Origin of the sequence: Mariniflexile ostreae (assembly GCF_042427585.1) — a bacterium.
GTDB lineage: Bacteria > Bacteroidota > Bacteroidia > Flavobacteriales > Flavobacteriaceae > Pseudalgibacter > Pseudalgibacter ostreae.
The window spans coordinates 163,877-177,099 of sequence record NZ_JBHMFC010000103.1 but is presented as its reverse complement, the minus strand read 5'-3'; the positions used below and the strand labels follow the sequence as shown (position 1 = coordinate 177,099).

Genomic DNA, 13,223 nt, shown 5'->3' with positions numbered 1-13,223 from the left:
AGGTTATTTTTAAAAAAACAGAATAAAATGGGAAGAGAAAGTACGGGTGCATTCACTACACAGGAATGCAGAAAAATTGATATTAGATGGATGTTGAAAAAAGGATATTTAAAAGAAAACACCAAATGCTCAGGACAATTGAGCTGGACATGTGGAAGCACCGCAGGATTTGAAGCTATTCACACAAAAGAAGAAAAGTATTTTCGATTGAAATACACAGTCACGGATCGGCAAGGCGTAAACACAGATTATGATTATAGAATTGAAATGGTAACCATTCCCAGTAATTTAGGCAAAGGGGAAATTTTATATTTTGTTTGTCCTGAAAGCGGAAAGCGTGCAAAAGTTCTTTATTCGGCATACCGACATCATAAATACTTACATAGGGATTGGTATTTAGAACGCTATGGATTACGACTATATTACAATTCACAGATAAGCTCAAAAATAGACTATAACAACACGATGTATTTTAGTACTAAAAAGAAAGTAGAAGCCTTGGAAGATGAACTATACCAAAAGAATAAAAAGAGATACTACAATGGAAAACCAACAAAGGAGCTTGAAAAACTTAATCTTTTAAAATTCAGAATGAACCGATACGACCATAAGCGAAACGAAATTTTCATTCAAGTTATGGAGAAATATGGAATAGGTTTTTAAAGTAAAATGATATGAGCCAAAACGAATAAGTTGATAATCGTATTTTGCGATGATTAGTTGAAAATAATAAACGCATCAACAAAGAGCTCAATCAGAAAATTTGTCTATATTTTAAAGTGATTTAAAACACCTTCATAATGGCACGCAAAAGATCAATAGAATGGCTAATAAAAAACTATTTGCCTTTTTTGGAAACATTTGGAATGGATGAAAAAAACATTCGAGAAAACTATGTTAATAATTGGGTAAATAAAGATAAAAATGATGTTGAAAGTTACCTATGGAGTATTTTTAATTTACTTATAGACGAAAACCTTAAACAATCAAAAGCTAAAAACTTAGAAGGTTATTACGATAGAAATATGAAGATTTACAGTAAAATGTCAATATTTCTAAGAAAGTATAAAAGCAAACCCGCTGGTCATTTACAAAAACTTTATAATGAGAACTACATAAAAAAAGAAAATCAGAGTTTTAAAGATAATACTTTTCACATGGATGTTGCAATTTATTGTAAAGCTATTGATTGCAAGTTCGGGGACGAGGTAGATGGGAAACTTATTTCTATAAAAGAAGCCTTGGAAAACTCTATTATACCTTATGATAAATGTACTAGCGAGGTTGGTTGTTTATGCTTTTATAGTATAAGACCTAGGAGAGATGAGAATGACGATCTTATTTATAAAGATGATTATCTAATAAAAAAGAAAATCGAAAATAAAAAAGGTTTTTGGAGTAGGTTATTCTCTTGAACAGATTATAAAGGGATGAATAAAATAATGCTTATCTTGATTAGGTTATTTTAAATTCGATGATTCTATATTTTATTTATGTTTACTCGCATAGTAAGATTTATAATCAGATTAAGGACACTTTTTATAAGTGTCTTTTTTATTTAACGAGCTTTGTAGTCTGTTTGAGAAGTAGAAAAAACTCACAAAAGTGACCTTGATTTTCCTTTGTGTTCATTTTGTGTTCAATTCCATGAACTAAAAAACCGTAAACATTTATTAATTAAGCGTTTACGGTTTATGAAAGTGGAGTCGGAGAGAATCGAACTCTCGTCCAAACAAGTAACCAAAGGGCTTTCTACACGTGTATTCTTTTCTTGGGTTTTCGACTAAAAGCTGGTTAAAGACAACCTACTTTTAGCTTAGCTTCTTTAGTTTCGTAAAAGCATCAAAGCACTGCTTAAACTATATTGACATTTACGATGCCTCAAAATGGAACGCCGTCAATCAAGGCTTTCCGGAGACATAAAGCTTGTACACCTTGTGTACCTAGGCTAATCTTACTGTAAATTCAGATTATGCAGCTAAAGCGTAGTTATTCTCGCCGTTTAAAAGTTTGACCTAGCCTTTTACGTGTCTCAAAGTCATTACACGACGTGCTTACCGTTCAATTAATCTCGCTGTCAAAACCAGTCGACCCCATTAATTAAATGGTAATGTACAAAGTTATATAAAAAAAAACAAAAAACCGAAAAATACCTTATCGATCTAAATAAAAGTGATATTCTGTTTTGTATGGAGTATTGGTTTGATATTTAATGTGTTAAAGCTTTACGTTTGAAAAGAATAAATTCTTTTGTAGAAATTATTAGACAGTTTTATTAAATATAAACATAGAAAAACAGATGTATTTTTTTTAAATAATTAAAAAGATGGTATTTTGCAAACTTATAGATTAACCATAAAAATAATATATATCGAATATTTAATATGTTTTCAGTCTTCTAAAGACTGTTTTTTAACCACTAGTGCACTAGTTATTTTAAAACATCTAGTTAATGTGTAAAACGGCCGTAGTAACTGGAGCTGCCTCAGGCTTAGGTTTTGAATTATCACTTTTATTGGCAAAGGATCACTATAATCTTATTTTAATCGATTTGGATACCGCTAGTTTAGAATTGGCAAAATGTGAGATTTTAAAATGTGCTAGTCCAACCATAACTTTAATAGAACAGAACCTTAGTGTGCCCCAAGCTGCCGAGAAAGTATATCATGAAATTAAAGATATTCCTATAGATGTGTTGATTAACAATGCTGGTTTCGGACTTTTTGGTAAGTTTTATAAAACAGATTGGGAACGCGAAATGGAGATGTTGCAACTACATGTGATAACCACTACACACTTAACAAAACTGATTCTTAAAGGTATGTTGAAGCGTAATTGTGGTAAAATATTGAATATGTCCTCTTTGGCTGCATTTCAGCCTGGGCCTTTAATGTCCATATATTACGCCACAAAAGCGTATATGCTTTCTTTTTCTCAAGCGCTATCAAATGAGTTGATCGGCACGGGGGTTACGGCAACCGTATTATGTCCAGGGCCTACAAAAACATCATTTCAACAAGTCGTTTCGGAAGGCTGTGCCAAGAATAAAATAGGGTTTAACATGGCTTGTGCCAAAAAAGTAGCCATGTATGGTTATAATGCTATGAATAAAGGAAAAACCGTTGCCATTCCGGGGGTTTTTAATAAGATTTTAGCAGGATTACCTCGTGTGCTGTCTAGAAATAGAACCACTTCGATTGTTCGGAAAATACAAGAAAAGAATCGGAAGGTTGAGGTTTGATACCCTGTTTTTAAAAAGAATGGATTGTGTAAACAATTACGGAGTCCTGCTGTGAAAAAGCGCCGTATATATTATACGTAATTAGGGATGGTTTTAAAACACCTCTAGAGCCCGTTCAAATTGGGCGCGACAACTTGTATGTAGGAACCTCTCTTTCTCTCTTATTCTAATCCATACCCATCTGTTGCGAAATGTTTTTTTTTGAATTCTATAAACAGAATGGACTTTACAGGACGTTTGGCTTGTTATATTTATATTCAAGACTTAAAGTGGCCATTATCCCGAGGGTGTAGGCCATTAGATCGGCTGTGCTAAAGGTATTGCCAAGCAAAAGTGTTATAAAGCGATTGTTCTGCATATTTAAAATCGTTACTAGTTTTGCAAGTTGTAAAAATTCTATTATGTAGGCGAAGATCAAAACAGAAAGTCCTAGTTTAAAGGAGTTGCCCTTTACAAAGCTTTTAAAGAAGCCATAAATAAGAATTACCACTAGAAAATCGCCAAAGGTGTGCCTTATAAAACTGCTTTTTAAATAGAGGGCGATAAGGATTTCGGTTGTAAAAAGCATTAGGGTTATTAAGGCGTATGTTTTATTGAATTTTAATGTCATAATTTTATTATGTTTTGGCGACGTTTTGCGTTAGCGATTGAAGGGGAAATCCTTTTGTTTTTTCGACAAAAGATTGGAACGGAAAGCGCGACCCCTTTTCGGGGTAACGCCCAAGATATTTCGTTTTTTAAACTATCCGTTGTTCCAATCTATTTTTCGGGAAACGTACATAACGAGTGCGAGTATTAAAAACAGACCGATGCTGCCTACTAATAGGGCATAGTTTTCTAATTGAATAATAACATAAATAAAAGTGTAGAGTGCCGAGAGTGATGCACCTATAAATAAGGGGAACTTAAAAGTTTTTAGTATGGATTTAGAATACAGGGTGATGAGCGTAATTACCGAAACGCTGGCAATGAGATAGGCTTTTAGAAAGTTGCTGTGTTCTGAAATGGAAACTAAAAGGGTGTAAAACATGGTAAGGGCCACTCCAATCATTAAATATTGAAAGGGGTGGATGTTTATTTTGCTAAGGGTTTGGATTAGGAAAAATATTAAAAAGGTTAGGGCAATTACCAAGAAACCATATTTTGCAGAACGTTCACTTTTTTGATACTCGTCTACCATTACCATAAATTTTGTTCCAAAAGCAAAGGGCTTAAGGTTGGGTACGGTATTTAAATGCTGTTGAGAAAAGGCGCGGTTAACATGCAGGATTTTCCAGTCGGCTTTAAAACCGTCTTTAGATATGGTTTTGGTATCATCATTGGGTAAATAATTGCCCATAAAGCTTGGGTCTGCCCAATTGGATGCCATATGCATGGTGGTGGTTTTTCCTATGGGGATGAGTTCTATTTGTTGGCTACCGTTAAAAGCGATAGATATGTTGAATGCTGCATTTTTGTGGGCTGAAAGGTCTTCGGTTTTTATAAAGCTAGTTTCTAGCACATCCAGATAATCATTGCTGGTATTGGACTCGTTAAAGTTGGTTTGAAATGCATAATGGTTGTTATTAAGCATTAAAACCAAATGGCTTTTAATGCCTTTTATATTGGAGGTTTTAATAATAACAGTGGTCTGGTCCCAAAGCATATCTTGGTGCTTGATTCCTTTTGCGCTTAAATCTGTTGGGATATAATGTCCGGAAAAATCCATGATAGTTGAAAAAACAGCAGATTCGAAATTACCTCGATTTAAAGTTTTTGAATTTACGTTTACATGAGCCTGAAGCAGTTCTGGGAAAATGTAGGCATGTGCAATTTGGGTTTCTGTTTGGGTAAAATAAGTTTTTGTTTTTTCATTGTAGGTTTTGGTTTCGAGATATGTTTTATACGGAATTTTTAATATGGGGCCGTAAACGAGTACGTGGTTGCCCCATTTTTCGTTAATTTCATTGGCAACATCGGTTTGTCTGTAAGTACGTTCTTTTATTAACCTGTTGATATACGATAGCGGAATGAGTAAGATGATTGCTAAAAAGCCTACCATAAGCATACGGGCTGTGATAGAGGTTTTTAACCAGTTTGAGAATTTGTTTGTCTGTGGTTTGTGCTGTATGTCCATGTGTGTTTTTTTTGTAAAGTACTTTGTTTTTCAAAGTAGATGGATGAAAAAGATTTATTGTGGTTTCGAGGTCTCTCGATAATTATCGGGAGGAACCCAAATTAGTGTTTGTTAATTAATTTTTCCAGGGCTTCGATATGCTTTTTAAATTCCAGTTCTCCTAATGTTGTGGTGCTATAGCGTGTGTTGGGCTTTCGTCCAATAAATTGTTTTTCAACTTTAATATATGCGACATTTTCCAGTGCTTTAGTATGGCTTGCCAAATTGCCATCTGTGGCTCCTAATAAGTCTTTAAGCATATTAAAATCGGCATATTCATTTACCATTAGAATAGACATGATACCTAGTCTAATGCGATGATCGAATGCTTTATTTATATTAGTTAAAATGCCCAATTTTTAAATGTAAGTAGTCATTAATATTTTTTTTGGTTATAAGTGGTTTTGCGATAGCCTAGTTTTTAACATCGTACTTAAAATGCATCCAAGTGCCGTAAATAATGTGCATAATACCAAAACCTAAAACCCAAAGCCAAAACCCGTATCCTGGAAGTAGAGTAGCGATTAGCCCTAGAGTAATTTCAATACACCCTAAATACCGTATATCGCCTATACTGTATTTAGAAGCATTTATTAATGCTAGACCATAAAAAACAAGCATTAAACCCCCAGTTTGCCCATACTTACCATGGCTTAAAATAATTAAAATATAGAGGCCGCCAGCTACCAAAGGGATTAAAAAATTGATGATTAGGCGTTTAGATGTGCTGTCCCACATTTTCATGCCATTTTTATTTGCTTTTTGGATGGTTAAAGTAACAGCTGTTAAAATACTTAACAAAGCAACACCTGCTAAAACCAGCATGACGAGCCTAAATATGCGTCCGTCTAAAATTAAAGTACCATTGCTATAAGTGTTTACAAGCCAGTAAACTACAGCTGCACCTATTAAGGCATAAGTACCCGCTAATATTCCTGATAACCCACTTAATGAAATAAAGCGGGAAGATTTGTTCATGAGCGTTTTAATCTCATTGATGTCTTTTAAATAATCTTTTGCATCCATATTAAAGTACTTTGAAATGCAAAGTAAATAAATTTATTTTAACTCTGCATCATCATAAACGATAAAATTTTATTTATCTGGAACATGGTGCAAACTATAAAAGCATGATTAAAGCACAATACTATTAAGAACATAGAAAGTATTAAACCTGTAATGCCTTTACAGCTTATCTAATTTGAGAAGTTAAAAGCAGGGGGCTTAAATGATGAAGGAATATAGAGATTGCAGTGTTTTTAATGCTATTTATAGCTGTTTTCGTACTTCTGTTTTTTTGTTTAATTTAAAATAAACACATAAAGTGGTTATTGCGAATACCAACCAAAAAGCATCTATAAAAAAGATTTGAAATTGCGTATTTAGAAACGCGTTCCAAATCCAGTTGTTAGTAGTCCATCCATTAGCAATGGGTACCAATATACCTAAAATACTACCAGAGAGCAGGGTGTACTTATTTATAAAGTTCAAGTCTTTTTTTATGGTAAAAAAGATAGAAAGGCATAACCATCCTATAAAATAAAACCGATAAATAAAAGATTGGCTTACGGGCTGTAACACTTTTACAGCAATAAATGCAGCAGCTGTAATGGGATACATGCTTAAACAGATAGCTAAATATACACGAACGACCCTTTGGTTAAAACGTCTTTTCTTTTCGGGCATGTTTTTTTTATCGCGGGCCACGAGCCAAATCATAACGCCAGATAGAATAACAAAACAGGAGATGAGGCCCAGTAAAAAACTGATTATTTTTAAAGGATAGCCGCCATAATCTCCAAAATGTAAGCGGTAAAGCGTGTTTTTTACAACATCTAAATAGGAAGTATTTTGAATAGGGTCTTTCTGGAACACTAATGCCCCAGTAGCCACTTTATAGATAGCTTCGCCAACACCTGTAAACTTATTTTTATATGCTACATGTCCGCTAATCGAAACATGCATATTGGCATCTCCGTAGTTAAAAACATGCATCTCTGTGACTTTAAAATCGTCCCAAAGGACTTTGGTTTTTTCAACATAAGCATTGGCATTAAAATATGTGGTTAATGGGCTGGAATCTAGTTTGTAGTTGGGGTGGCTATATTCTAGGTCGTCATAAAATTTAGCTTTATTGCCATCATATAAAATTAAGATGTTTGGTCCTACGAACAATAGGTTTATCATAAAAAAGGCGCCTGTTACGGCATACACAAACTGAAAAGGCAACCCCAGCATACCCAGTGCGGTATGGGCATCGGTCCAGAGTGTTTTTAACTTTGTAAACGGACGAAAAATAAAAAAGTTGGATACAATTTTTTTCCAATGGACCAAAACCCCTGTCATAATCGCAAATAGAAAAAAGAAGGCCACCAAACCTGATAAATAATAGCCGACAGGGTAGGGGATTTGTGCGAAAAAATGCAATCGGTATAAAAATTCACCTAAAGAATAGGAGTCTGAGTAGGACTGTTGCGCATAATTTTCCGTATCTAAATAGAAAAACTTAGAAGTTTTAGCACCATCTTGTGCAAGGCTGTCTTTTGAAGCACTTATAGTTATGCCCACACGGCGTTCTTGATAGTTCTTTTTGATTTCAATATCTCTACCATATAAAATGTATTGGGTATGTAATGAATCTAAAGCGGTATTAAAATCCATTTGGATAGCATCGGTAACGGCAACAGATTCGTTGCGTTCCCAGTTTACGATCTCATCTCTAAAAAACGAAAACGAACCAGCAAAAAAAATCACATAAAGTGCAACACTTATAACAATACCACTAACGGTGTGGGTGTGAAAAAGGATGTTGTACGTTCTGTTTTTCATGATTAAAGCGGTATAGGATGATACATTTTACTGAAATAGATAAAAATTGAAAACAAAAGGCTTAAGCCTAGGTAAATAGCCCAAATTCGCCATCCATCTTTTGCCAAAAAAGCTACAATCATTAAAACGGCCCAAAGTATAAAACCTGTAAATGTTGCCGTAATGATAACATAAATATGGTTTACCCAATACGATAATGCCATATGACTAGTTAAGCTTACTAAAAAGCCCCCCAAGAAACCCGCAGATATCTTAGCAAAACGTTGATTAGTAGAGGTTAAATATTTTGGGTTAGCAGGCATCTTGTTTGATTTTTAAAAAATGAAAACCTCTATATAAACTACCAACACAAATAAAATACCTAAAGGGGTTGGCTTTAATAGTTTTAATGGATTTAAAATTACGATTAAGCTTCCAAGGGTCATTAAGTATATGAAAAACACGAGAAGACCAGCACCAAAACCAAACGTGATGTAACTGAGTACTATAGTGATAAGGAATAAGCTTAAGGCTAGTTTTTTTCCTTTTTCAGGATGCTTGTCTGTCCAAGTTTCAAAACCAAAGTGGCTATAGGTAACCGTTTTTTTAGAACTACAATACGCCACATAAAACGCCATAAAAAGTATTAAAAATGTTATTGAAATCATACAACTATAAAATAGAGTAGGTTGCACAGTGCCAAATAAACTCATAAGGCTCGTCTTTATATATGCCTGGAACGTCTTCTTTAATAGTGGTTTCTATAATGTATTTGGTTTCCCATGGCAACAGGAAAGCTACCATGCCGTTGTGATCGGTTTTTAATGTTTTGGTCCATAGATCAGATACAAAAACCTTCAATTCGTTTTCGGCAAGTGGTTCGTTTTTGTATAACACCTGAAGGTTTATCCCTTCTTTATTTCTAGAGATTTCTTTCACGAGAAGGCCATCGGCGTTTATAGCAGCGGTTTCATTTAGTGGTTTTCCAACTTGTACCTTTGTAGTAGCATGATAGTGAGTTTTAAAAATACCAAAATCATATTTGGTATAATCGATCACATCAATGGCATCGTTATTTAAGGCAATGGTGTAAGTGCCGTTAGTTTTTGGGGTGAATGTTGCCACATAATAATCTGCTTTTGCCTGTGTTTCTAGTGCCGTTTTATTTCCTTTGCTATCAATAAGCCAAAGCTTAAAGTTTTTTACTTTGGGGAACGCTTCACCCTGTACTTGTTCTATAGCGCCATAGGTATATTCTCCAAAATAAATGTTTACATGATGTTCTAAGCCTATTGTGCCTACTGGCTTTGTTTCGATCCATAAATAATGAGCAAAGGATTGAACGGTTGCACAAATGGTAAATACGAGTGTTAAGATGGTTTTTTTCATTTTTTTTGTGTTTAAATTGATAAAAAACAGCCCTCTCTATTACAAGAGGACTGCCAAAACTAAATAAAACAGAATATGGTCTTATTAAACGACTTGTTATGTTTTTAAAAAGTGTAGGTCATTGTAACCCGACCATTGATGCCAGGCTCGGATTGCCAGTATATATAGCTACCATAATTTGAGCCTGAGTACAGGTATTCGTCAAGAATGTTGTTCACGTTTAGTTGAATACGAAGCGTGTCGTTTCTCCAAGAGAGTCCGCCATCCAACCTAAAGTAATCTGGTAAATCGGTTTGGTTGTCTGCCCCCCAAGACCACGCAGAGCGATCTATTTGATACTGATAACCTATAGAAGCGCCAAAACCTTTTAATTTGGAGCTGTTGGGGATCTTGTAGTTTAGCCAACCGTTTGTAAGATGTTTGGCATGGCCTGCTATTTTTTTTCCAATATTTGCAGGGTTGGTGTCTTTTGTAATTTCTACAGTGGTGTTCGCATAGTTGAATACAACGTTTAATTGAGGTGTGATTTCTCCTTGTAAATCAAACTCAATCCCTTTGGACTGTATTTCCCCCAGTTGAATAGAGAAATTCGTGTTTGCCGGATCGGTTACCAATACATTTTCTTTGGTAATTTGATACACGCCTAACGCTGTTTTTAATCGACCATCCAATAAGGCTGTTTTAATACCACCTTCCACATCATGGGCTTCAACAGGGTCAAAATAGGCTCCAGATTCGCTAAGTCCTGTTTGTCCTAAAAACGATTGGTCGTACAAGGCATAAGCGGTTAAATTTGGAAGAATATCGGCACTTAAACCAAATCTTGGTGTAAATTTTTTGTCGGTTGTCGTTTTGCCAATAGTAGCCAGTTCGGTGTGTCTGGCAGCAAGTGTTAGTCTAATCTTGTTTTGCATAACACCTATTTCATCTTGAGCATAAAACGCCCTAACGGTAAAGCCTCTATTGTAAACGTTTGCTCTGCTTTTTACATCGCTAGAACGGTCGAATACTGGGGTCTCGGTTTGGCCATAAACGGGATTAAAGATATTAAAGGGCTCTAGCGTGTCTATCGCTACAGATTGATTAAAATCGGCCCAATACTCTTTTTGGCTGTAATCAAATCCACCTAAAATCTTATGGCTAATACCTAAGGTTTGAAAGTTTCCGAATACGTAGGTTTGAAAATATTGTCCTAGAGACAATGCATCCCAAACGCTTATGTACCGATGGGCGTCGCCATTATCTGCAATATCCTGAAGCCATATCGAGTTCCCTTCTTGTTCATATCTTAAATATGCGAATTGGGTTTCAAAGCCCCAGTTCTCCGAAAAATCATGTTTTAAATTGGTGAATAAGGTGAGTTCTTGTATGTCGGTTGCAGGATAATTGGTGTCTGTATATTTGAAATCACGATCTAAGCTTCCATAACCGCCTTCGGTTGGAGCAAATACATAGGCGCTACCCAAATAACTTTCGGCTTGTTGTATATTAAGCTCTGTTGTTATGGCAGTTTTATCTGAAACCATATAAGTTAGGGCAGGAGCAATGCCATAGCGCTCGCCCACCTCATTCCTTCTATGGGTGTCTGCCGTTTGGTACATGCCATTAAAACGATATAATAGCTTCCCGTTATCTGTTAATTTCCCCCCTAGGTCTACGGTACCGCGATAAGAATCGAAACTACCACCAGCGAGAGATACTTGGGCCACTTTATGGTCCGTTGGTTTTTTAGTAACCACATTGTAGAAACCACCAGGTTCGCCAGCAGACATCATAAAGCCAGCAGGCCCTTTTACAAATTCAATACGCTCTACGGTATTCATATCTTCAGAAAGTGGCCCCCAGGCATCCTGTACATTTACACCATTTTTAAAGGCAGGTAACCTAAAACCTCGCATGTTTACCCGTGCAAAATGCCCCCAATGTTCTAGCATGGTAACGCCACTTACATTGCGAATGGCACCATCCATAATATTCGTTACCTGTTGGTCTATTAATAGGTCCCTGCTAATAACCTGGATGTTTTGGGGCAATTTAACAAGTTCGGTTTTTAAACGCAAAAAGGTAGAGGGCTGTCGTTGTGTGTATTTATTAAGTCTGGAGCCATTAACCAGAACCTCTTCCAGCTGTGCTTCGTCTTCCCATAACGTTATGGTTGGTATGTTTATAGTTTCATTGTTCTGTATGCTTATTGAAATTTCTTGAGTTTTGTAACCCACATAAGACACATGAAGAAGGTAGGTGTTGGGCTTTATGTTTTTTAAAATGTAATGTCCCGAGCTATTTGTAAAACTGCCATGCGCCGTGTTTTTTAAAGAAACGTTTACAAATTCTAAAGGCGTTCCTTGGCTGGAAATCACATTACCCTTAAGTGCCCCTTTTTGTCCGAACATGAAAGACGAAAAAAAGAGAATGGTTGTTAGGATAATTAATTTTTTTATCATTGTTTTGTTATTTGTAATTGGTCTAAATAAATATAACTGCAAAAGTAGTCTCTGTTTTACAATAAATAATGACGTGATTTGGAAAATAAAAGACGTGAAATAGAAAGTTTTAAAGAGGTCGATTTAAGAAAAAAAAACCTGAGTTTAGAATTGTATTTAAGTAGGGAAGTAAGGCGTTGTGAGCATTGTGGATTAATAAAAGTTGATTATCAGGTGCTTCCCGAGTACGGTAAAGGAACGATTACAACGTTTTATTTGGATGGCGTTATGATTACCGTTAATGATTTTATTTTTCATCAAAATTTTATTTTTCATAAAGCTTTAACTATTCAAGCATTGTATTTGTCTTTTATGCTTAAAGGTGAAATGCTTATTAAGTTTCATAATACAAGCGAAGAGGTTGCTTATGAAGAAAGCGACTCTTTTATGGCTTATATCGAAGCCTTTGATAGTGTACTTAAAATTTATGGAAATACAGCTTTTAAGGAGGTTAATCTTATTATTACCAGCGATTTTTTAAAAAAATATGGTTTAAACGAAGCGGCATCATTTAAAAAGCTAACAGATCAAAATCTTATTTTGCCCATAGGGGATACGATGTTTCCTGTAGTTGGTGCTTTGGAATTAGATTATGGAAAAGGTTTGGTACAACGTCTTTTTTTAGAAGCCAAGGTATTGGAGATTGTTGCGATGCAATTGGAGAACTATAAAAAGCCACCTCTAAGTAATATGAGGCTTTCCATTTCGAAACCTATAAAAAAGTTATATCATTTAAAGCAATTTTTAAAAGACAATTTAGATAAAAATTACTCACAACATGAATTGGCAGAAAAAATAGGGTTAAGTGAGTATATTTTAAAATTAGAGTTTAAACGCCTATTCAACTGTACGGTAAATCAGTACTATTATTCAGAAAAAATGGAGAAGGCCAAATACTTGTTACAACATACAGATTGGCCTATTTATCAAATAGCAGAAGCTGTAGGGTATAAAAACGCAACACATTTTAGTGCGGCATTTAAACGATTCTACAAGGATACGCCTAAAGCCTGTAGAGTTAACGTCTGATTTCTAGTATTACTAAAATTCGATTATTAGGGAGGTAGCCCTGCTATACGAATGTGTTTTACGAGTTTCTTTTAACCTTTTAATTATGGATTAAAACCGGTTAAGTGTTGGGGGCTTG

Annotated in this window: 13 protein-coding genes and 1 other RNA gene; 4 read left to right on the top strand and 10 right to left on the bottom strand. The window is 35.1% G+C overall.

Translation table 11 applies throughout. The annotated features are described in order from the left end of the window. The first annotated feature begins 27 nt into the window (after positions 1-27). Both ACFFU9_RS14920 and ACFFU9_RS14915 read left to right on the top strand, forming a co-directional pair. The gene (locus ACFFU9_RS14920; RefSeq protein WP_379862279.1) at positions 28-663 is read left to right on the top strand and encodes a hypothetical protein; all 636 of its coding nucleotides are present in this window, start codon (positions 28-30) and stop codon (positions 661-663) included. Positions 664-800: 137 nt separating this feature from the next. Next, on the top strand, positions 801-1,415 hold the full coding sequence (locus ACFFU9_RS14915) for a hypothetical protein (RefSeq protein ID WP_379862278.1): 615 nt from the start codon (positions 801-803) through the stop codon (positions 1,413-1,415). A gap of 283 nt (positions 1,416-1,698) precedes the next feature. Here the strand turns inward: ACFFU9_RS14915 and ssrA are convergent. Continuing rightward, positions 1,699-2,095: a transfer-messenger RNA gene (ssrA, locus tag ACFFU9_RS14910) on the bottom strand. A gap of 357 nt (positions 2,096-2,452) precedes the next feature. Between ssrA and ACFFU9_RS14905 the strand changes: the two genes are divergently transcribed. Next, positions 2,453-3,241, top strand: a complete 789-nt coding sequence (locus ACFFU9_RS14905; protein WP_379862277.1) for an SDR family NAD(P)-dependent oxidoreductase — start codon at positions 2,453-2,455, stop codon at positions 3,239-3,241. Positions 3,242-3,467: 226 nt separating this feature from the next. Here ACFFU9_RS14905 and ACFFU9_RS14900 read toward each other — a convergent pair whose 3' ends face one another. From ACFFU9_RS14900 to ACFFU9_RS14860, 9 genes are all read right to left on the bottom strand, one after another. Next, positions 3,468-3,851 carry a ribosomal maturation YjgA family protein gene (locus tag ACFFU9_RS14900; protein ID WP_379862276.1) on the bottom strand — a complete coding sequence of 128 codons (384 nt, stop codon included), beginning with the start codon at positions 3,849-3,851 and terminating at the stop codon, positions 3,468-3,470. A 132-nt stretch (positions 3,852-3,983) separates the two neighbouring features. Continuing rightward, the gene (gene creD / locus ACFFU9_RS14895; RefSeq protein ID WP_379862275.1) at positions 3,984-5,357 is read right to left on the bottom strand and encodes a cell envelope integrity protein CreD; all 1,374 of its coding nucleotides are present in this window, start codon (positions 5,355-5,357) and stop codon (positions 3,984-3,986) included. Positions 5,358-5,458: 101 nt separating this feature from the next. Next, positions 5,459-5,752 (bottom strand): winged helix-turn-helix domain-containing protein, encoded by a 294-nt coding sequence (locus ACFFU9_RS14890; RefSeq protein WP_379862274.1) that lies wholly within the window; start codon positions 5,750-5,752, stop codon positions 5,459-5,461. Positions 5,753-5,810: 58 nt separating this feature from the next. Then, a complete protein-coding gene (locus ACFFU9_RS14885) occupies positions 5,811-6,422 on the bottom strand; it encodes a hypothetical protein (RefSeq protein WP_379862273.1) in 612 nt (203 codons plus the stop codon). Between the two features lie 243 nt (positions 6,423-6,665). Then, positions 6,666-8,225: a PepSY-associated TM helix domain-containing protein gene (locus tag ACFFU9_RS14880; protein WP_379862272.1), complete on the bottom strand. Its 1,560-nt coding sequence runs from the start codon at positions 8,223-8,225 to the stop codon at positions 6,666-6,668. 2 nt (positions 8,226-8,227) lie between these two features. Continuing rightward, positions 8,228-8,527 (bottom strand): hypothetical protein, encoded by a 300-nt coding sequence (locus ACFFU9_RS14875; RefSeq protein ID WP_379862271.1) that lies wholly within the window; start codon positions 8,525-8,527, stop codon positions 8,228-8,230. Positions 8,528-8,539: 12 nt separating this feature from the next. Beyond that, entirely contained in the window at positions 8,540-8,872 is a 333-nt protein-coding gene (locus tag ACFFU9_RS14870) for a hypothetical protein (protein ID WP_379862270.1), read from the bottom strand. A gap of 4 nt (positions 8,873-8,876) precedes the next feature. Beyond that, positions 8,877-9,593, bottom strand: a complete 717-nt coding sequence (locus ACFFU9_RS14865; RefSeq protein WP_379862269.1) for a DUF4198 domain-containing protein — start codon at positions 9,591-9,593, stop codon at positions 8,877-8,879. 104 nt (positions 9,594-9,697) lie between these two features. After that, on the bottom strand, positions 9,698-12,037 hold the full coding sequence (locus ACFFU9_RS14860; protein ID WP_379862268.1) for a TonB-dependent siderophore receptor: 2,340 nt from the start codon (positions 12,035-12,037) through the stop codon (positions 9,698-9,700). A 78-nt stretch (positions 12,038-12,115) separates the two neighbouring features. Here ACFFU9_RS14860 and ACFFU9_RS14855 point away from each other — a divergent pair, with 78 nt between their 5' ends. Next, positions 12,116-13,105: a helix-turn-helix transcriptional regulator gene (locus ACFFU9_RS14855; protein WP_379862267.1), complete on the top strand. Its 990-nt coding sequence runs from the start codon at positions 12,116-12,118 to the stop codon at positions 13,103-13,105. Positions 13,106-13,223: the final 118 nt, after the last annotated feature.